The organism is Prauserella aidingensis, from assembly GCF_024171865.1.
GTDB lineage: Bacteria > Actinomycetota > Actinomycetes > Mycobacteriales > Pseudonocardiaceae > Prauserella > Prauserella aidingensis.
The window spans coordinates 84,524-105,422 of sequence record NZ_JAMTCN010000014.1; the positions used below are offsets into that span (position 1 = coordinate 84,524).

Genomic DNA, 20,899 nt, shown 5'->3' on the forward strand with positions numbered 1-20,899 from the left:
CCTGTGGCCGCCTGCATCCTGTCCGCTCTCGTCATCGGGGCCACTGCGGCCTGTCAAGCGCCCGGTGGCCCTGCCCCGACCACCGTCACCACGTCCGCCGAGTCGGTCGCACCGGCTGACCTGTCATCGGAGCCAGCATCTCCCACGACGGTGACAATGCCCTCTGTGGAAGGCCAGAACCTCATGGAGGCCATGGACACGTTGGACCAGCTCGGCGTCACCGACATCCTGCCAAGACCCAACGACGGCCACGCTTTCGTAGCGAACCCCGCCAACTGGGTGGTCGCAGCACAGGACCCCACCGCCGGCACGGAACTCAGCACCGCAGACGAAGTGACCCTACAGGTCAGCAAGACGGACGAAGCCGAGTCGAGCTGGTGCGGTGACAGGGACTGCTGACGCTACTCGGGACAGCATCTCGGCGACCAGCGTCAGCCCTGCCTCACGGGCGGAAGTCCGCCTCCCCGAAATGGTCGCGGACAGCGATGTCCGTGTCGTCGATGTTTCCGATTCGGCCGTGGAGGAGCGTGGCGGTGGGGACAATCGACCCACGTGGTGATCGGCCTGTCGGCGGAGACCGACTCGGTGACGAGAGGCGACCACCGTCCGATATGTGCCGACGACCACCGACGACATTCACGACATGCTCGACGAGGACCAGCGAATGACGACTCGCCGCTGCCCCGACGACCGCAGCACCGGCAGCAACGGCACCACCGACGACGCCGGCAACGACCCGTCCCCCGACGCCCCACCGGAAACGGGGTCGACCCGGAGCCGCCCCGGGCTCCGCCACCTCGGCAGGGTCCTGCTGGCAGCGTCGATGTGGCTCCCGCTCGGTTACGTCGCCGCGCTCGTCCTCGCCGAATCACCTCACGACAGCGAGCCGGGTCGACTCGTCGTGTCCGCTCTCGAGCCGACACTCATCGCCGCCCCGCTGCTCTACTGGCAAACCCGACGCCGTGACCCCGCGTTCCGGCAGCTGGCGCTGACGACCCTGCTGTGCCATGCCGTCTTCTGGGCGCTGACCGCCGCCACTGGGTGGTGGTGACCCGCCGGGGCCGGACCACACCTCTTACGCGGCTGATGTCCTCGGTTCCAACTGGACGACCAGTTCGGCCTCCAGCGCAGAGGCAAGTCGCTCCAGCACCGGGATCGTCGGCATCGTGCCTCCGGCCTCGAACCGTGCGACCGCAGGCTGGGTCATTCCGGCGGCCTCCGCGAGCCGGGTCTGCGTCCAGCCCTGCTGCTCCCGCAAGGCACGCACGGTCTTGCCGAGCTCGAATGCCAACCGAGCCGCATCGTACGCCTCGGCCGCTCCGGACTCGGCCATCCTCTCGTCCCGCAGCTGCTGCCATGCAGTGCGCTCGGCCATGGCCATCACTCCCCGCTGTGTTCCGCGACAGTATGTCCCTCAGTTGCACACCGCCGCATCGCAACACGAGCCCGGTGCACCTCCCGCGACTCCCGCATACGGGTCTTCCGGAATTCTGTCAGCAGTAACGGTCCGTACTCGGCCAGCAGGTCGACGTAGAACAGCTGGAGTCACTGTTGGATGACCGTCGTTACGACTCCACACCCAGCCCCACCGGGCAGGACACCCCGGTCCCGCCGAGGCCGCAGTAGCCGTTCGGCACCTTGTAGAGGTACTGCTGGTGGTAGTCCTCGGCGTAGTAGAACTCGCCCAGCGGCGCGAGTTCCGTGGTGATCTCGCCCTGGCCCGCCGCGCGCAGCGCCTGCTGGAACGCCTCCCGCGACGACTCGGCGACGGCGCGCTGCTCATCGCCGTCGTAGTAGATCGCGGAGCGGTACTGGGTGCCGACGTCGTTGCCCTGACGCATGCCCTGCGTCGGGTCGTGGCCCTCCCAGAACACCTTCAACAACTGTTCGTAGCTCACCCGCGTCGGGTCGTAGACGACGAGGACCGCCTCGGTGTGGCCGGTCAGCGCGGTGCACACCTCTTCGTACGTCGGGTTCGGCGTGTGCCCGCCCGCGTAGCCGACGGCCGTCGAGTACACCCCGTCGGTCATCCAGAACACCCGCTCGGCGCCCCAGAAGCAGCCGAGGCCGAACACCGCGGTGCGCATCCCTTCCGGGAACGGCGGTTTGATGCGCCGATCCGGATACACCGCGTGCAGCTCGGGCGTCACCAGCGGCTCGCTGCGGCCCGGGAGGGCCTCGTCCGCGGAGACCCGGCGCGTCTTGTCTCGACCGAAAAGCGACATACGGCCATGGTAGGCGACACATTCTCGTACGAACCGCTGATAACAACCGTGCATCGGCCAGTACTGTGCTCGGCATACGCGCCGGCCGCCGGAAACGGCGAGCGGCCCCGCCCGCGCCCCACCCGAGCACTGCGTCCCACCCGAGTACGAAGACCCACAGGAGAGCCCGCCATGAGCTGGCAAGAAGAGCTGCGACGTCTCGATGCCCAGCTCACCGCCGGTGCCCTCACCGAGGCCGAACACCGGCGCAAACGAGAGGAGATCCTCGCCGAGGCCTCCTCCGACGGTGACGGCGGTGACACCCGCGACACCGGTGACGCCGGCTCTTCGGGACAACAGAGCGCCGCCGGCCCTGCCACCGGGTCCGGGGAGCAGGCCGCCGACGGCCCGACATGGGCGGCCGCCAACCCCGCAGCGGCCGCACAGCTGTCCGCGAGCCAGGACTCCGCCGACATCCGACCCGACGCGAACCGGCCGGGTCCGTCGCAAAGCCCGTCGTCGCAAAGCCCGTCGTCGCAAAGCCCGTCGCCGCAGAGCCCGTCGCCGCAGAGCCCGTCGCCGCAGAGCCCGTCGTCGCAGCCGGTATCGACGGCCGCGCCGGCTCCGTCGACGAAGCCCGCCCCGACCCCGCTGAGCTACGCCCCCTCGACGGCCCGACGCGCGCCCGCTCCCCTGTTCGTGCCGCACACACCGGCGAACGGCTCCCCCGGCCCGGCCGACCAGGGCGATGTCGGCGCGGGCCGACCGGTCGACGCCTACGAGACGGCCCAGGCGAGCGCCTACCCCGACTTCTCGGCACCCGCGAAGAAGCGCAAGGGCACCTGGCTCGTCGTACCGCTGGTGATCCTCCTGGTCCTCGGTGGCGTCGTCGGCGGTGCATGGTGGCTCGGCACCTCCGGAGACGGCACGGCCTCACCCGCCCCGACGTCCGGCACACTGGCCGACCCCGACGACGGCCCCGACGACAACGACGAGGCCTCGCTCAGCGACCGCCTCCCCGAACTGCCCGGTGAGCCGAGTCCCGACAACTCGACGATGTCGGTCGACCGTGCCCTCGACCTCGGGTTCGTCACCGACGTCGACGCCGAGTCGATGCGCACGTTCGGCGTGGCCGACCTCGTCTACCGCGCCTCCGCCGAGGGCAAGCAGGGTTACAGCCTCCTCGTGGCACGCACCCCGAGCGAGCAGAAGGCCGTGGGCCTGCAGCGCGCCATGAACACGACCCTGGTCAAGGAAGGGTTCAGCAACGGGCGGCTGCACGACGACCCGCGATTCATCTCGTTCACCGGTGAGCGGTCCGACGGCCGGGTGAGCATCGTCTGGTACGCGTCCGGCAACAAGGCCGTCGGCATCGGCGTCTCCCAGCCGACCGGCGGCGACGAGCGAAAGCTGACTCGCCACCTCGAGAAAACCCTCACCTCGCTGCAGGACGCGCTCCCCGCGTCCTCGTGAGACCGCGGCGGTGGGGTTCCGCGACCCGCATCCGGCGTGCCCGCCGTTCGAAAGAAGCGTTCCGGTGACCGGCCGGAATCGGCGAGGTCACAAAATGACCCACACCTCCTCACGGCCTGCACACCGTGCAGAATGAGCGCAGTTCGAACACATCGTAGGAAGCGGCCGCCCGAGCCGGCGGCGCTGATCGACCAGGGGGTACGTGGTGTCCTGGCAGGAAGAGTTGCGCAAGCTGGACGAGGAGCTTGCAGCCGGCAGACTCTCCGCTGACGACTACCGCGTGCGGCGCGACCAGGTGCTGTCGTCGGCCGTCACGCATGGTGACGAAGCCGCGGGCGCCGCGCAGTCTCAGACGCCGGGGCAGGCACCCGGACAGCCGGCGGCACAGCCCGGCCAACCGCAACAGCCGGCACAGCCCCAGCAGCCCGCTCAGCCGCAACAGCCCGCTCAGCCGGACCCCGCCCAGCAGCAGGCCGCCCCGCAGCAGGCGGCGCAGCAGCCCCAGGCACAGCCGCCCCAGCAACCCCAGGCGCCGCAGGCACCCCAGGCGCAAGCACCGCAGGCCCAGGCCCCGCAGCAGCCGCAGCAGCAGAACCCCCAGGCTCCTCAGCAGCAGGACCCGCAGCAGCCGCAGAATCCGCAGCCACCGGAGAACCAGAACCAGGGCGGTGACGGCAACTCGACGCAGGTCATCGCCCCGGTGACCCCGCCGCCCGGGCAGGCGGGCCAGCCCCCGCAGGCCGCCCAGCCGAGCGGCGACCCGGAGGCCACGCAGGCGGTGCGCCCGTCCGACCCGGAGGCGACGCAGGCGGTCCGGCCCGGTGACGCCGAGGCGACGCAGGCCGTCCAGCCGGTGGCTCCGCCACAGCCGCCGTACCAGCCGCAGGCCTCCCCCGCCGCGGGTTTCCCGCAGCCGGCGCAGCACCAGCCGTGGAACGCACCGGAGGCCGACCAGAGCCCGCCGTGGGGCGGCGAGTTCCCGCCCGTCTCGCCCGGCAACTCGGCCGACTGGGGCCAGGGCCCCGAGGACTCGTTCGAGAGCGAATCGAAGGGCGGCAAGGGCAAGATCTTCGCGATCCTCGGCGCCGTCGTGCTGCTGGCCGGTATCGCGACGGGTGCGTTCTTCCTGTTCGGCTCCGGTGACGGTGACAACCAGGCGGGCGGCGGTAACCAGGGTCAGCAGGGCGGCGGCAACAGCAGCAGCCAGGCCCCACCGCCGCAGGACGACATGCCGCTCGACGGCCAGCAGGGCGAGCTGGAGGACAGCGCGTCGCTCGACTCGTGGGACGACATCGCCAGCATCAACCTGCTCACCGACGACGAGTCGTCCGCCTACCAGAGCGCGGGCCCCGGCGAGGCCGAGTACGCCGTGTACCGGCACGACGGCGGCAAGGTCAAGACGGTCGTGCTCATGGTGAAGGTCGCCGACCAGGACGCCGCGTCGGCAGCGGTGGGCGAACTGCGCGACATCCAGCTCAAGAACAACCAGAAGAACACGTCGGTCAACGGCGTTCCGGGTTCGGTGCAGGTCACCGAGATCCAGCAGAAGAAGGACAAGGGCAAGATCGTCCAGCCCGCGACGATGCGTGCGCACTACCTGTCCGGTGACGTGCTGGTGCGCATCGAGGGCTGGTCCGGCGAGGAGAAACTCGGCGCCATCCGGGACAAGTTCGAGGCGACATTGAAGACCCAGCTCGACAACCTGCCCGCCGATGAGTGAGCCGACCCAGGCCAGCGGCGACCTGACCGTGGTCACCGCGTGCACCATCGTCGCCCGCAACTACCTGCCCGCGGCACGTGTGCTCGCCGCGTCGTACCTGAAGCACCACCCGGGGCACCAGTTCGTCGTCGGTGTCATCGACAGCGACCGCGGCATCGACACCGAGGCCCCCGGCGACGACGAGACGGTCATCGACGGGATGCGCATCGTCGGGCCGTCGGCGTTCGGGATCGACTCCGAGACGTACCTGCGCATGGCGACGGTCTACTCGATCACCGAGCTGGCGACCGCCGTCAAGCCGTACCTGCTGCGGGAGTTGCGGGCCGGTTCGTCGGTGGTGATCTACCTCGACCCGGACATCCAGGTGTTCTCGCCGATGCCCGAGGTCGCCGAGCTGGCCCTCGAGCACAGCATCGTGCTCACCCCGCACTTCACCGCGCCGCTGCCGCGTGACGGCAAGGAGCCCGACGACGCCGTCATCATGGGCACCGGCATCTTCAACCTCGGATTCGTCGGTGTCGGGCCGGGTTCGGAGGAGTTCCTCGAGTTCTGGGCGGGCAGGCTGCGGCAGGACGCGATCGTCGCACCCGCCGAGCAACTGTTCACCGACCAGCGCTGGGTCGACCAGGTGCCCGCGTTGTTCCGGCACGTGGTGCTCACCGACCCGGGCTTCAACGTCGCGTACTGGAACCTGCACGAACGCCCCGTCGAACGCGCCGACGACGGCACGATCACCGCGGGCGACCACCAGCTGCGGTTCTTCCACTTCTCCGGGTACCGCCCCGAGAAGCCGTGGCTGCTGACGTTCCACTGCGCCCGCAACCCGCGGGTGCTGCTGTCGGACAACCCCGACCTGCGCGCCCTCTGCGACGCCTACGGCACGGCGCTCAAGTCGTCCGGGTACGCCGAGACGCTGGACGCGATCCCGTACGGCTTCGCCACGTTCGGCGACGGCACGCCGCTGCCCGCGGGCTGCAGGCGACTGTTCCGCGACGGGTGGATCGCCGCCGAGACACCCGACGAGACGGGCCGCGGCGCGGGCCGCCGCGAACCCATGCCGCCGCACGCCTACGGCGAGGACGGTGGCGAAGCGCTGCGCGCGTGGCTGTCGGCGCCCGCCGACCACGCGCAGGCCGCCGCGGGTCTGAACCGCATGACGATGGCCGTCTGGCGCGAGCGGACGGACCTGCAACTGGCGTTCCCGCACCCCACCGGTGCCGACGCAGAGGGTTTCCGCGCCTGGTGCGACAACTCCGGTGTCTCCGAACAGGTGCTGCCCGACTGGGCGTTGCCCCACCGGCAACCCGAGCCGCGCGAACCGGACGAGGACTTCGGCGTCAACCTCCTCGGCTATCTGACCGCGGAACTCGGCCTCGGCGAGATGGGCCGCGTCATCCACGACGCGATCGTCGACGCGGGCGTCGAGGTGGCGTCCGTGGTCGAGGAGAAGGCGGTGTCGAACCGCACCGGCGTCCAGCGGCCCGCCACGGCAGGCGACCCGCGGTTCCCGCTCAGCATCATCGCCGTCAACGCCGACCAGACCCGCCTCGCCGCGTCGACGCACCCCGACGTCGTCCACGACCGGTACCGCATCGGCCTGTGGGCGTGGGAGCTCGAGGACTTCCCCGAGTGGCAGCACGAGGCGTTCTCGATGGTCGACGAGGTGTGGACCGTCAGCGACTTCTGCCGCGACGCGTTCGGCGCCCACGCACCCGTCCCGGTGAAGACCATTCCCGTGCCCGTGCGCGACCCCGGTCCGACCGCGCGCGTGCGCAAGGCGAGCGACCCGACGCGGTTCCTGTTCGCGTTCGACTTCAACAGCGTCGGCGAGCGCAAGAACCCGTGGGGCGCGGTCGAGGCGTTCCGGATCGCGTTCGAAGGCCGCACCGACGCGCGGCTCGTGCTCAAGACGATCAACGGCGACCTGCACCCGCAGGCCGCGGAACGCCTGCGCACCATGGTCGCCGACGACGCCCGCATCGAGCTCGTCGAGGGCTACCTCAGCGCCGCCGAGCTGGCGGACCTGTACGCCTCCGCCGACTGCTACGTGTCGCTGCACCGTAGTGAGGGTTTCGGGCTGACGGTCGCCGAGGCGATGGCGCGCGGCATGCCGGTGATCAGCACCGCGTACTCGAGCACCACGGAGTTCCTCGACGCCGACACCGGCTGGCCGATCCCGTACCGCCTGGTGCCGGTCGGCGACGGCTGCGAGCCGTACCACCCGGGCGCGCTGTGGGCCGAACCCGACGTCGAGGTGGCGGCCGAGGCGATGCGCCAGGTCGCCGACGTTCCCGCGGAGGCCTCGCGGCGGGGCCGCGCCGCGAGGGAACACATCCTGCGCACACGGTCGATGGAAGCCGCGTCGACGTGGCTGCGCACCGAACTCGAACGCGCGCACCGGACGTGGCTCGAACGCCGCAGGACCGCCGAGGAGACACCCGCGCCCGAGGATCCGCTGACACCGATGCGGCAGTCCCGCGAGGCGCTGCGCTGGCGGCCCGAAACGGGAACCGCCGCGCGCTCGCCGATCGCACCCGCGCTGCGCAAGGCCGTGCTGCGGCTGCTGGACCACTACGACGTCCACCAGCGCAGGGTGCTCGGTGCGCTGCAGGACGGGTCCGAGGCGACCATGCAGCGCCTGCTGGGGCGGATCGAAGCGCTCGAACGGTCCGTGGAGGCGACGTCGAGCGAGGCCGCGGAGGCACGCGAGGCTGCTCGCAGGCAGGAGAAGCGGGCCGAGCAGCTGCGCCGCACCGTGGACGAGCTGCGCCAGGTCGAGACCGTGGGCGTCGACGAGTTCCGCAGCAGCAAGGCCGACATCGGGAAGGTCGCCGACAGACTCGCGCACCTGTCGGCCGACATCGACCGTCGGCACGAGGTGATGCACGAGTTCATCCAGGCGCGGGACCAGCGGTTCGACAACGACGAGCACGCCATTCAGCGACTCGGCCGCGACCTCGAGGCCGTGCTGGAGGCGGCGCGGCTCGTGCACGCGCCCATCCCCGAGGGCAGCGACGTCGTCGTGTGCGACGCCGGCGCGCTGCTGCTGCCCGTCGACGACGTGATGCTGCCGTGGATCCGCCACCACCGGTCGTGGGAACGCGACGAGGCACAGCTGTTGACGCAGCTCGCGCAGCGGCGTCCTGGCGCGTTCCTGGACCTCGGCGCCCACGTCGGCTATCACACGTTGAGCCTGCTGCGGTCGTCACCCGCCGTCACGAACGTCGTCGCCGTCGAAGCCGATCCGACGAACGCGGAGTACCTGCGCCGCAACCTGGCCGTGAACCTGCCGAAGGACCGTTCGGGGCTGGTCAGCGTGCTGGAGGCGGCCGCGTGGGACGGGGACGGCAACCTCGTGCTGGCCCACCCCGACGAGCGCAACAGCGGAGACCACCGGGTCCGCGAACCGGACGGCACGGCCGGACTCATGGTGCAGGCCGTGCGGCTCGACGGCCACACCGACGTGCTGCGCCAGCCGGTCGGCCTGGTCAAGACCGACCTGCAGGGCCGCGACCACCGCGCGCTCGCCGGGCTGCAGGAGACTCTCGAGCGGGACCGGCCGGACGTGCTGTGCGAGTTCTCGCCGGAGGCGATCGAGGAGTTCGGCGACGACCCGTTCGCCGTGCTGACCGCCTACCGGAAGTGGGGATACCAGCCGGTCGAACTGCTCGCCGACGGCACACTCGCCGACGACGAGCCGGACGACACGCTCGTCCACCACGCCCGCACGGACCAGCGCGGCTTCACCACCCTCTGGCTCCGCCCCCAGTAACCCTCCGCAGTCGGCTTGTTGCCCCCAAGGGCACCTTGGTGGCGTTGAGTGCCACCAAGGTGCCCTTGGGGGTTTTCGGCGACGACCCTTTCGTGACACCCAGCCGCACGGGGCAGTTACGCCGCGTCGATGTCGCTACGGGTTCAGCTCGGCGTACGCCAACAGGTACGCGCCCCACCAGGCGCCGCCGATACACGCGAGCGACACCACGACGGCCGACACCCATCGGGGCGCGCGGGCCAGCAGGAACGCCACCGGAACGGCGAGTGTGATCGCGGGCAGCAGGAACCGGGCCCGACAGTTCCAGAACGCGCCGGTGCCGAGCGCCGAGACCGTCATCGCCGCGGTGTAGACGTGCGCGGGCAACGGGATCGAGCGGACGAACCACGACGCGACGAGCAGCCCGACGCCCGCGACGACGACCACGGCGAGAATCACCGACCACATCGGTTCCTCGCCCGACAGCACCCTGCCGAGGGTGATCCAGGTCAACTCGCCGCCGTCGAAACCCATGTGCCAGGCGTGGTCCTGGATCCAGAACCACGCGTCGAGACGGCCGCCGCGCCACGCGACGTACAGCAGGTAGGCGGCCAGCCCCAACGGTGCCAGCAGCACGGCAGCCCAGGGACGCCAACCGTCGCGGCGGCGCGCGATCGCGATCAACGCCGCGACGCCGACGGCCGCGATGAGTGCCACCGCGGTACTCCGTGACAAGCCCGCGACCAGCGTCAATCCACCCGCGGCCAGCCACTGCCGCCGTTCGAGCGCCAGCAACGTCCACACCGCGACGGCCACGAACAGCGACTCGGAGTAGCCCATGCGCAGCGCGATCGCACCGGGCGCGACGGCCCAGAGCACGGCCATCAGGTTGCCGACGCGCGGTCCGCCGAGGCGGGTGCCGAACACGTGCAGCCCCCACGCGGCGACCCCGCCCGCGAGCAGCGACACCAGCAGCAACGCGGCCGAGGCCGGCATGCCGAACAGCCCGAACACCGACGCCAGCGCGGGCAACAACGGGAAGAACGCGAGGCTGACCGGTTCGGGGTTGCCGTCGGCGTCGAGGAGGATGTCCTGGCGATAGCCGTGCTCGGCGATCTCGGCGTACCAGTGGACGTCGTAGCTGCCGACCAGTTCCGTGAACGACACGCCCGCGCGGTCGGCGACGAGCGCGATGACGACGTACGAAACGACCTGGATCGCGTAGAACGCCGTGAGCGCAGGCAGCACCGGCCGAAGCGCGCGCCACGCGCGTTGGCGAAGCGTCACAGGCGCCGCCGGCGGAAGCGCGGCGGTCGTGTCGGTCATGCGCGGCGTCACAGCTCATCGGTCGGACGGGGATTCCACAGCCATGCTAACTGCGGATACGCTGCCGTTTGCCCGATTCACCGTTGGAGTGAACCAGAGCACCGGACGTCGCCACAGCCGGGAACGGGAGGATCGGCAGCGACACGGAGCGGCACGCTGAGGGGGTAGTGCGTTGGACAGGGCGTCACGCGCTCGGCCGAAGCCGCTCGAAGGCGACGACAAGACCCGCATCTCGTTCGTCGACATGGGCCGTGCGATCGCGGCGCTGCTGGTGGTCTACTCCCACATCGCGCACCCGTGGGTGCAGGTCAAGGGCGAGGACGCACCGGTCATCGAGTTCGTGGAGACGTTCAGCAGCGAACCGATGCGCATGGCCACCCAGGGCATCGGCCAGATCGCGGTGCCGTTCTTCTTCCTGGTCAGCGGGTTCATCGTGACACCGATCGCGATCCGCCAGGGGTATCGGAAGTTCGCGCTCAACCGGTTCATCCGCGTGTACGCGCCGCTGCTGTTCGTGCTGCTGTTGACGTCGGCCGCGTTGTGGGCGGGACTCGAACCGCAGTCGACGGGCCAGTCGCAGGAACTGACGCCATGGACGATGTTCACCAACTGGACCCTGGTGAACTACATCCTGTATCCGCAGGTCGTCCTCATGCCGGTGGCCTGGACCATGATCATCGAGGTCCTCTTCTACCTGATCCTGTTGGCGCTGCTGCCCGTGCTGCGACGGGCGGTGTGGCTGGCGATCGGCATCGAGTTGACGTTCGTGTTCGTCGTGCTGGCGAGCCGCAGTGAGCTGAACGAGTCGTGGTCGCTGTTCGCGGTCAACGTGTCCTACCTGCCGATCCTGATCATCGGACAGATCATCTGGGCCACGACGTCGAAGAAGATCCCGCTGTGGGCGGGCGGCGTGCTCGGCGCGCTGGCGTGGATGCTGTACGTGTACGCCGACATCATCGACGTCGGGCGCATCGACGACTCGTACAACCTCGCGATGTCGATCGCCGTGATGTTCTTCCTGATGGGCTACTTCGCCGAACCGAAGCTGCGGCAATTCCGGTTCTGGACCGCCATGTCGGAACGCTCGTACTCCATCTACCTGCTGCACGGGCTGGGCATCTTCGTCACGCTGGGCCTGCTGCGCCCGACCGTACCGTTCGCCATCGCGTTGCCGATCTCGCTGCTGGTCACGGCGGGGCTGGTCGAGGTCAGCTACCGCGGGGTGGAACGGCCGAGCCACGATCTGGCCCGAAGACTGTCCCGCCGCGTGGGCAACTCGCCGGGGCGCGGCTCCGCGGCGAGCAACGCGTCGAACGGTGCGCCGGGCGATGCCGGTGCGGAGGAAACGCGGCGCGCAGATGCCGGGTCCGGGTCCGGGCCGCCGAACGCCGACGCGTCCGAACCGACCGAGCGGATCCGTGTCGATCACGGCCGCGCGGATGCCGGTGGTGCGGTGGCAGACGGTCCGGTGGCAGGTGGTGCGGCGGAACCGCTGACGTCGAGGCCGCGGCCATCCGGATCGCGGCCATCGGGATCGCGGCCGTCGGAGTCGCGGCCGTCGCGGGCGGACGGTCGGCGTTCGGGGCCTCCCCGGCAGGAGCCGAAGGGCGCGGATCGTCGGCCCAGGCAACCACGACCGCCGGGGAGCGGACCGCGACCCGCACCCGAGCCGCTTCCCGAGCACAACGGCCGCGGCGCCGATCCTCGACTCAACGGGCGCGGTCACCCCGGCGACCGGCCCGGCGGCCGGCCCCGCCCTCGACCGGACGGAGCCGAGCCGACCGTGAATCCCCGCCGGGAACCGCCTCCGGGTCGGTCCGCGCAGCCTCAACGGCGACCTCCGCAGCAACCGCCGGGCCCGGGCGCAGGTCCGCGCAGGGAGCAACAGCGGGAGTCGCACACGCCGGACTCCCGTCCGGTGGAACGTCCCGGCCCGGCGAGGCCGGAGCGAAACGGAGCGGAGCGGGGCGGTCCCGAGCACGCGCAGCAACAACCGCAACGGATGTCGCCGCCACGACCGCCCGAACCGGAACCGCGTCCGCGGCCACCCCGGCTGCCGCCGCGAGAATCACCCGAGCCTCCCCCTCACGAACATCGGATTCCGCCCCGACGCCCGGACGACGACGGTCCGCGACACGCTCGGTGACGCCACGCTCGTTCGACGCCACGTCCGGCCCGCCGACGAGTCCGCTGACAGGCGAAAATGGGGACAGACCCCACGGGGCGAGCACGAGGAGGACGAGTCTTGACCCTGTACAGGCGGTGGCTCCACGAACTGTGGAACGGCGACCTCGACGACCTGGAATCGATCGCGGCGCGGATCGTCACCGGTGACTTCGTCGGCCACTGGCCGGGGCGCCCTGCGCTGGTCACCGGCCCCGATCAACTGGCAGCCGTGATCCGCGAGGGCCGCGGGATGTTCGACGAGATCACCTTCGCCGTCGACGTCGGACCGGTCGTCGACGGTGATCTGATCAGCGCCCGGTGGGTCGCCCGCGGCCGCCGGAACGGGACGCCTGCCGAGTTCCACGGCCACGACATCCTCCGTCACGACGGCCGCATGTTCGTCGAGTACTGGGTGATCGCCGAAACGCCGTGACTCCCGCTCCGGCGGCGCCGAGTCAGCGTCCGACGGCGTAGCCCTGCATCCCACGCGGGTTCGCCGCACCACGGAGGATCCCGCCGTTCGGGTCGCGCGACACCGCCGAAAGGCGTCCCAACGCCCACGGCCCGGCGTCGACCACGTCGTGACCACGGTCCGTCAGGTCCGCACGTGTCTCCGCACCGACGCGGGATTCGACGACCAGCTCCTTCGGCGTCCACGATCTGGGGTAGAACGAACTCGGGAAAGCCGTCGTGTGCCACGCCGGCGCGTCGATCGCTTCCTGCAGGTTCAGTCCTGCGCCGACGTGCGCGAGCCAGAAGCAGAGCTGCCACTGGTCCTGCTGATCGCCGCCGGGTGTCCCGAACGCGAGGGTCGGTTCACCGTCCCGCAGTGCCATCGACGGCGACAGCGTGATCCGCGGCCGCTTCCCGGGCGCGAGCGAGTTGGGGAGCCCGTCCTCGAGCCAGAACATCTGAGCCCGCGAGTCCAGGCAAAAGCCCAGCTCCGGGATCGTCGGTGACGACTGGAGCCAGCCACCGGACGGGGTCGCGGACACGATGTTGCCCGCTGCGTCGACGACGTCGACGTGCACGGTGTCACCGCGAGTGCGGCCCTGAGGTTCGACAGTGGGTTCGCCGATCGCGCCGGACCCGGCGGTGGTGCCACGCGTCCGTTCGATCATCTCCGGCAGGCGGGCGCCCTCCCCGCCGGGACGCAACCGGTCGCCGGCTTCGTCGCCGATCAGAGCCCTGCGGTGCGCGGCGTACTCGCGTGACAGAAGGCGGTCGATCGGCACGTCGCCGGAGTCGCCGTACCAGGCTTCGCGGTCCGCGAAGGCGAGTTTCGCCGCTTCGGTGGCCAGGTGGATCGTCCGTGCCGTCGGTTTGCCGTCCACATACGACAGGTCGAGTTCCTCGAGGATGCGGAGCTGCTGCACAAGGGTTGGCCCCTGCGTCCACGCGCCGCATTTGACGAGGCTCCACTCCCCGAAGTCGGCCACAACGGCATCCTCATAGGACGCCTCCCACGAGGCAAGGTCCTCGCCGGTGAGAAACCCCGCGTGGTCACGGCCCGAATCGTCGCGGAATGCGGTGCGGCTGAACATGTCGACAGCCTCGGCGACGAATCCCTGAGACCATGCCCGTCGCGCGGCGTCGATCTGCTCCTCCCGACCGGACACTGTTTCGGCTTCGCCGAGCAGCCGTTGCCATGTCCGGGCAAGGACGCGGTTCGAGTGGAGCGAACCCGCGGTCGGTGCATCGCCGCCCGGAAGCCACAACTGTGCGGATGTCGGCCAATGCGTCGCGAACAGGTCGGACACCGCGTCGATCGTCGAAGCGATTCGGTCAAGAACCGGAATGCCGTTCCAGGCGTACGAAATCGCGTACCCGAGCACTTCACGGAGCGACTTCGTGCCGTAGTCACGGAGAAGAAGTAACCAGGCATCCCATGCACCCGGCACCGTGGCCGACAGCAGTCCGCTGCCGGGGATCAGTTTCAGTCCGAGGTCGTCGAAGTGATCGATCGTGGCGGCAGCCGGTGCGCCCCCTTGGCCGCAGAGCACCCGCGGGCCTCCACCTGCCGGAGCGAAGATCGCCGGCACCTGCCCGCCCGGTCCGTTCAGGTGCGGCTCGGCGACCTGGAGGACGAAGCCCGCGGCGACGGCGGCGTCGAAAGCGTTCCCCCCGTCTTCCAGCACCGCCATACCCGCCGCCGACGCGAGCCAGTGCGTCGACGCGACCATGCCGTGAGTCCCGACGAGTTCGGGCCTGGTGGTGAACGCGGAAGGATTCGCAGCAGACACGCTACGACCCTACGACCAGTCAGGTAGTTACCTCAACTAACGACATCTCACCCGACGGCAGGCGTGGCGTATTCGACAACGCGTGGCCTGCCGATGCCCTGCCAGCTCAACCCCGCGTCGAGCACCGTCGTCGGGTCGAGCAGGTTCCGCGTGTCCAACACTGTGTCGCCATGCATCGCCTCGGCCATGACGTGCCAATCCAGTCTGCAGAACTCCGGCCACTCCGTGAGCACGACGACCGCGTCGGCACCTTTCGCCGCCCGGTAGGCACTGTCGACGACGAGCATCCCGGGCTGCTCTTCAGCAACCGCCGGATCGTAGGCAGCGACCTCCGCCCCGTGAGCACACAACACTGACGCCACTCCCAGCGCAGGCGAATCGCGCAGGTCGTTGGTACCCGCTTTGAACGCAAGCCCCAGCAGACCGATCCGAGCTCCGGAAAGGTCCCCACCCACCGCTCTCGCGATCTTCGAGATGACACGCTCCCGCTGGGCGAGGTTCTCAGCAATAGCAGCACCGAGCAGGTCGAAACCGAAACCGACCGATTCGGACATCCGGAGCAGGGCACTCGTGTCCTTCGGCAGACACGAACCTCCCCAACCCGGGCCGGGCTCCAGGAAGGACCGTCCGATGCGCCGGTCGTAGCCCATGCCCTCCGTGACCGACTTGATGTCCGCGCCGAACCGTTCACACAGCTCCGCGACCGAGTTGACGTACGACAGCTTCATCGCGAGGAAGCAGTTGGCCGCGTACTTGACCAGCTCCGCGCTGGCCGCGTCCGCGACCACCGACGGCGCACCCAGTTCGGAGTACAGGTCGACGACCGCCTGCGCCGCCTCCGGCGTATCGGATCCGACGACGATCCGGTCCGGCCCCAGGAAATCGTCGACCGCGCTGCCTTCACGCAGAAATTCCGGGTTCGATACTACCGGCACATCGGACCGTCCGAGCAGAGCACTGATCCGTCGTGCCGTGCCGACCGGAACGGTCGACTTGGTGACCACCGCGCAGCCCGCCGGCAGCCTGTCCGCCAGCTCGGTCACGACCTCTTCCACAGCTCGGAGATCGGCTGCGCCGCCGGCACCCATGGGGGTCGGCACACACAGAAAGACCGCATCCGCGTCCGTCACCGCATCCGCGGCGCCCACGACGAACGACAGCGTCTCGTCCGCAAGTCCGCGCCGCACCAGTTCCGGCAGGCCGGGCTCGACGATGTCCACGCGACCGGCCGAGAGTCGCGCGACCTTCACTCTGTCCACATCCGCACAGGTCACCCGATGACCAAGGCTGGCAAGGCAGGCGCCCGTGGTGAGTCCGACGTATCCCGTTCCGACCACGACGATCCGCGCAGGGTTCATGAGGGAACGGTCACAGCCGCCGGTGACCTGCGAGCGAACGTCGAGGGAACCAGCAGGCGGACATTGGTCAACGAATCGACCGCGTGACCACGTACGCTCAGCCTGCTCGAAGACGTGCGAGAAAGGACGAGCATGCAGATCAAGGACACCGCAGCCATCGTGACGGGTGGCGCTTCCGGCCTCGGCGGCGCTGCCGCGAAGGCGCTGGCCGCCAAAGGCGCCCGCGTGTTCGCCTTCGACCTCGCGGCCTCGATCGAGAAGGCCGAGAACGTCGAAGGTGTCACCTACGTCGAGGCCGACGTCACCGACGGTGCCGCGCTCCGGACTGCCGTCGACCAGGCTTCGTCCAGCGGTGTCCCGCTGCGCATCGTCGTCAACTGCGCCGGCATCGGCCCGTCCGCTCGGATCCTGTCGAAGAAGGGCACGCATGACCTGGACCTGTTCCAGAAGGTCGTGAACATCAACCTGGTCGGGACGTTCAATGTCATGACGCTCGCGTCCGAGGCCATCGCGAACACCGAGCCACTCGAGGACGGACAGCGCGGCGTCGTGATCAACACTGCGTCGGTCGCCGCCATCGAGGGTCAGATCGGCCAGATCGCCTACTCGGCCTCGAAGGGTGGTGTCGTGGGCATGACCGTGCCGGCCGCGCGTGACTTGGCATCGCAGGGCATCCGCGTCATGACCATCGCACCGGGCATCATCGACACTCCGATGCTGGCGACCGTGAGCGATGAGTTCCGCGCCGGCCTCGCATCGGGGGTTCCGTTCCCGAAACGACTCGGCCGCCCGGACGAGTACGGGCAGCTGGCGGTCGACATCGTCGAACACGACTACCTCAACGGTGACGTGATCCGCCTCGACGGTTCCCTTCGCATGGCCCCGCGCTGACACCGGCGGTCGACCGCTCACGGCTCGCGCTCGACTGCTCGGCCTCCATACCGGTGTTACGTCGGCGCCTCGCGCGTCGGTTACGACGCGCCGCCGTTCACAGGGCTGCGTTGCGCCCCCGAAACCACGTGGCTTCGGGGGCGCAACGCGTTCTCGCCAGCGAAATGACGTGCGTCTCTCACCGTTCATGCCACATGTTCGACAGACAGTTCCTGGTGCCCCGAACACGGAGGCACACGAACGCCACAACGTCAACGAATGTCCCTTCCTCATCACATCTGCGGGAAAGGTCCGCTTCGCAGCGTCGCGATCGCTGCGGGGCTGATGAGACGAACACTCGGCTGAACGGGAGCCACCGTGACTGAGGTCTGGCCTGCACTTCGGGCTGACCTACGAGTTCGAGTGGCGCTGTACTGATGACGCTGTACCCACGGGCACCTCGCGGACCCGGTCCCACGCTCGCGACCACGGTCGTTGCGCGGGTCCGGGTCCGAGTGTGGCACGGACTAAGACAATCCCGTGTCACCTGATCGAGTGGTTCGAACACAGGTTTGCCTAAACCTCGGCTTCGTGTGTAACGTTGCGGCCCACAAACCGAGGGGGATCCATGAAAACCACCGATGTCGTGCATGCCTGGCGCCGAATCGGCGAGGCACAGGCGAAATATCTGAGAACACTTGCCGCGTTTTCGGAAGAGCACGCGAGAACCACCGATGTGACCGCCGAGCTGGCACTTGCACGAGGCGAGTCCGAACACGTGGTTCGACGAGAACTCGAATGGGCCCGTCAGCTGACATCCCGGCTGCCCAACACCTTGGCCGCGCTCGCCCGTGGCGACATCGACCTAACCAAGGCGTCCAAAGTGGTGAACCAGACGAAACCACTGTCCACAACGAACGCGGGTCGAGTGGACACCATCGTCGCCGACAAGTTGAAGGACCGCAGCGCTGCATCGGTTCGCCGGATCGCCTACAACGCGGTACACCGTGTGGACCCCGACGGCGCCGCAGCACGAGCACGTCAGCGACGTACGGAACGAAAGGTGGCGCTACGCCATCGCGAGGACGCGATGGCGACGGTTTCCGCCTATCTACCTGCCGAACAGGCTTCGGCCGTATACGCCCGGATCGACCGAAGTGCACGCGCCATGCGCAGCCGCGCCGAAGAGCGGACGACGGACCAGTTGCGCGCCGACATGCTCGCCGACCTCCTGCTGGCCGACTGTTCCTGCGGACGTCGTGAGGAATCCGGCGACCCACGGTCATCCGCGAGACTTCTACCGAAAAGGCCGGACGGGCAAAGCCGAGATTTACATCCACATCGACTTCGACACGCTCATCGGCATCCGTGACGACCCGGCGCAGCTGTCCGGACACGGTCCGATCCCCGCGGAAGTGGCGAAGCGGATCGCGTCCGACCGGACGTCGACGTGGCGGCGAATCATCACCGACCCGCACACGGGAGCCCCGTTGGACGTCGGAAGGAAGCGATACCGGCCACCGGCCGTGACCGCCGACTTCGTGAAAGTTCGAGACCGCGAATGCCGATTCCCCGGCTGCCACCGTCCGGCCGAGTTCGCCGACCTCGACCACGTGCGACCCCATGGATGCGATGGAACGACGTGCGAGGGCAACCTTGTCGGGCTCTGCCGGCGGCACCATATCGTCAAGCACACACCCGGATGGGAATTCGAACTCGAAGCCGACGGCTCACTCCGCATTACGACACCGGAGGGAACCGTCCGCACCGGAAAACCGATCCATCTCGAGAACGCCACCGACCGGCCAAAGGGTGCGGAACGGAAACGGCGTCGGCGTCGCGGCAACCGCCGCAACAGGAACCGGACCAACCATGGTGCCACCGGCAATCGCGCCCGCACCGGATAGGGCAGCGCTCACGGCACGCCGAGCGTCACAGGTCATCCATGAACGGAACCTCGGTCATGGCCCGCTCACTGATCCACAAACGCAAGGCGTACGTGGCAAGCACGTCGTCCTCGTTGTATCGGAGCAACCGGGAACGCTGCGCCACATCGGGTTCCGCACCGTCCATGCCGACCGCGTCGCGATACCACCGCATCGACGCTTCGCCGCCCGCCTCCGAATCACGCCAGGCGAAACCGGCCACCGGCGCGACGACCTTGAGCCCCTTGCCGTGCGAACACAAGAACTGGTCGGACACGCTTCGAAACAGGTCAACCCACTCGTCCGAATCGACGAACGCCCGCACCTCCGCCGCCGACGGCACGCCGGGCAGCCCGGCGAACCGCTCAGCGGAGGCGTACAGCCAACGGTTCTCCGCCAACGCGTTGTAGCAATACGCACGGAACTGCAACCCCGCGGCGGCTGTGCGCCGGCGTACGTCGGTCAGCCACGCCCAGAACGCAGCGAACGACCGCGCCTCGTCGTCCGTCGGCAACGGCTCCCACGTGGCGAACGAGTGATAGCCGTGCTCGACCCCGATATCCGCCCCGTTGAGCAGGCATCCCCAGAGATACGCGCCGGAGTCGCCGAAACTCTCCATGTCTATGTCGACCTCGACGTCACCACGCGGCACCGTCACTTCCGGGACCCGCCGCACCATCGTCAGGTCCGCAAGCCACGCCTTCGCAAGCGACACGGCATCCGAGAACGACACACCCGTCCACTGAATCGGCGGTTCGTCGTGGATGTCGAGTGCGGCGAGCTTGTCCACCGTCGCGATGCCGGCACGACGAAGCTCCATTGCGTCCTCGCCCCGCACCACCAGGCTGACATCACGCACCCTCGTGAGTTCTGCCTCGCACGTCGACCACCACGGGCAGCCCTTGCATTCGAGGATTCGCGACGGCTCAGCCAGGGGTTCCTCTCCCGCAGCGGCAGCACGCGCCACAGCGAGGCGATCGGCGAACCGGCTGTCGTACTCTTCGAGCGCGGTCCGACCGCCGGGCCACGTTCCGGCTTCCAGGTCGTGCCACAGCACCACATCCGCATCGAGCCCGATGACACCTCCGATCGCCCGATCCGGCTCGGCGAACCCTGCGGCCTGGAGAAGCCGGTACGTGTGAGCGAGGCGCAGCTGGTCCCGCGGGTGCGATCGCACCTTCCGGTCCGGATCGGTCGACGCATTGCCCGGGTCGAGGTCCGTCAGCTCGGTCGTCCGCGCGCCCTCGCCGGGGTCCGTGATGCGGTGCCGTACGACGAGCACCGGAACGTACCCGTCGACGGTTCGGACGAGCAGCTGAATGCCACCGCGACGCCCGGCCTCCCGATCGCGCGGCAACAACCCACCCCAGATGTAAGCGACCCCTTCTTCGAGCGCAGTGAGCGTGAGCCCAGCACGATCTGCAGGAGACAGGTCGGCGGGGATAACGGCCCACGCCGCCCCGGCCGAGTCAGCACTCGTCACGTCCAGGGCCGCCGGGTCCTCGTCGCCACTGATCGGGGCAGTAGCCGCCTGTAGTCGCTCCGAGACGTCGATCCGGTGCGCCTCCGCATCAGCGATCCGCTGCTCGGCCGAAGGGTCGGGCGGTGCGAGTGGCGTCCCTACCATCGTGGGGTCGTTGTCGAGATGAACCCGCCGACGACACCGTGTGACCACGCCCGCGTCGAGCAACACCTCGTCAACCATGGTGTTCACTTTATGAGAAGGCCCCGACACTCCCGGAGGCGACGTGCTCCCGGCCCGGTATGAGCAGTAAGTTCTGCCTCAACCGTCAACACGATCACGGTGCTGCCGGGGTTCACGATCCCGACGGCGGGAGCCCGTGGCACCACGTAACCGACCGC

Annotated in this window: 17 protein-coding genes; 11 read left to right on the forward strand and 6 right to left on the reverse strand. The window is 69.2% G+C overall.

Translation table 11 applies throughout. The features are described from left to right. Positions 1-156 precede the first annotated feature (156 nt). A complete protein-coding gene (locus LY13_RS15475; protein WP_301299080.1) occupies positions 157-399 on the forward strand; it encodes a PASTA domain-containing protein in 243 nt (80 codons plus the stop codon). A 214-nt stretch (positions 400-613) separates the two neighbouring features. Beyond that, on the forward strand, positions 614-1,051 hold the full coding sequence (locus LY13_RS15480) for a hypothetical protein (protein ID WP_253829154.1): 438 nt from the start codon (positions 614-616) through the stop codon (positions 1,049-1,051). A 24-nt stretch (positions 1,052-1,075) separates the two neighbouring features. On the opposite strand, the gene LY13_RS15485 is transcribed toward LY13_RS15480, so the two are convergent. Both LY13_RS15485 and msrA read right to left on the reverse strand, forming a co-directional pair. Then, positions 1,076-1,375, reverse strand: a complete 300-nt coding sequence (locus tag LY13_RS15485) for a helix-turn-helix domain-containing protein (protein WP_253829155.1) — start codon at positions 1,373-1,375, stop codon at positions 1,076-1,078. 190 nt (positions 1,376-1,565) lie between these two features. Next, on the reverse strand, positions 1,566-2,225 hold the full coding sequence (gene msrA, locus LY13_RS15490) for a peptide-methionine (S)-S-oxide reductase MsrA (RefSeq protein WP_253829156.1): 660 nt from the start codon (positions 2,223-2,225) through the stop codon (positions 1,566-1,568). Positions 2,226-2,396: 171 nt separating this feature from the next. Here msrA and LY13_RS15495 point away from each other — a divergent pair, with 171 nt between their 5' ends. The 3 genes from LY13_RS15495 to LY13_RS15505 all read left to right on the forward strand — a co-directional run bounded on the left by LY13_RS15495 (position 2,397) and on the right by LY13_RS15505 (position 9,169). Further along, positions 2,397-3,677: an SHOCT domain-containing protein gene (locus LY13_RS15495; RefSeq protein ID WP_253829157.1), complete on the forward strand. Its 1,281-nt coding sequence runs from the start codon at positions 2,397-2,399 to the stop codon at positions 3,675-3,677. Between the two features lie 205 nt (positions 3,678-3,882). Further along, complete coding sequence (locus LY13_RS15500; protein WP_253829158.1) at positions 3,883-5,397, forward strand: flagellar basal body-associated FliL family protein; 1,515 nt, start codon at positions 3,883-3,885, stop codon at positions 5,395-5,397. Further along, on the forward strand, positions 5,390-9,169 hold the full coding sequence (locus LY13_RS15505; RefSeq protein ID WP_253829159.1) for an FkbM family methyltransferase: 3,780 nt from the start codon (positions 5,390-5,392) through the stop codon (positions 9,167-9,169). The genes LY13_RS15500 and LY13_RS15505 overlap by 8 nt, the downstream gene beginning before the upstream one ends. Before the next feature lie 135 nt (positions 9,170-9,304). On the opposite strand, the gene LY13_RS15510 is transcribed toward LY13_RS15505, so the two are convergent. Continuing rightward, a complete protein-coding gene (locus LY13_RS15510) occupies positions 9,305-10,474 on the reverse strand; it encodes a putative hexosyltransferase (RefSeq protein ID WP_253829160.1) in 1,170 nt (389 codons plus the stop codon). A 172-nt stretch (positions 10,475-10,646) separates the two neighbouring features. Between LY13_RS15510 and LY13_RS15515 the strand changes: the two genes are divergently transcribed. Next, positions 10,647-12,620, forward strand: coding sequence for an acyltransferase (locus LY13_RS15515; RefSeq protein WP_253829161.1), 1,974 nt, complete (start codon positions 10,647-10,649; stop codon positions 12,618-12,620). Positions 12,621-12,719: 99 nt separating this feature from the next. Then, a complete protein-coding gene (locus tag LY13_RS15520; RefSeq protein WP_308216342.1) occupies positions 12,720-13,073 on the forward strand; it encodes a nuclear transport factor 2 family protein in 354 nt (117 codons plus the stop codon). 22 nt (positions 13,074-13,095) lie between these two features. On the opposite strand, the gene LY13_RS15525 is transcribed toward LY13_RS15520, so the two are convergent. After that, positions 13,096-14,823 (reverse strand): gamma-glutamyltransferase family protein, encoded by a 1,728-nt coding sequence (locus LY13_RS15525; RefSeq protein WP_253829192.1) that lies wholly within the window; start codon positions 14,821-14,823, stop codon positions 13,096-13,098. A 107-nt stretch (positions 14,824-14,930) separates the two neighbouring features. Beyond that, positions 14,931-16,241, reverse strand: a complete 1,311-nt coding sequence (locus LY13_RS15530; protein WP_253829162.1) for a UDP-glucose dehydrogenase family protein — start codon at positions 16,239-16,241, stop codon at positions 14,931-14,933. Here LY13_RS15530 and LY13_RS15535 point away from each other — a divergent pair. The 4 genes from LY13_RS15535 to LY13_RS15550 all read left to right on the forward strand — a co-directional run bounded on the left by LY13_RS15535 (position 16,161) and on the right by LY13_RS15550 (position 19,018). Beyond that, positions 16,161-16,328, forward strand: a complete 168-nt coding sequence (locus LY13_RS15535; protein WP_253829199.1) for a hypothetical protein — start codon at positions 16,161-16,163, stop codon at positions 16,326-16,328. The genes LY13_RS15530 and LY13_RS15535 overlap by 81 nt on opposite strands. Before the next feature lie 45 nt (positions 16,329-16,373). Then, positions 16,374-17,132, forward strand: coding sequence for an SDR family NAD(P)-dependent oxidoreductase (locus LY13_RS15540; protein WP_253829163.1), 759 nt, complete (start codon positions 16,374-16,376; stop codon positions 17,130-17,132). 607 nt (positions 17,133-17,739) lie between these two features. Beyond that, positions 17,740-18,483 (forward strand): DUF222 domain-containing protein, encoded by a 744-nt coding sequence (locus LY13_RS15545; protein WP_253829164.1) that lies wholly within the window; start codon positions 17,740-17,742, stop codon positions 18,481-18,483. A gap of 154 nt (positions 18,484-18,637) precedes the next feature. Next, positions 18,638-19,018: an HNH endonuclease signature motif containing protein gene (locus LY13_RS15550; RefSeq protein WP_253829165.1), complete on the forward strand. Its 381-nt coding sequence runs from the start codon at positions 18,638-18,640 to the stop codon at positions 19,016-19,018. A gap of 25 nt (positions 19,019-19,043) precedes the next feature. On the opposite strand, the gene LY13_RS15555 is transcribed toward LY13_RS15550, so the two are convergent. Continuing rightward, positions 19,044-20,741, reverse strand: a complete 1,698-nt coding sequence (locus tag LY13_RS15555) for a TM0106 family RecB-like putative nuclease (protein ID WP_253829166.1) — start codon at positions 20,739-20,741, stop codon at positions 19,044-19,046. Positions 20,742-20,899: the final 158 nt, after the last annotated feature.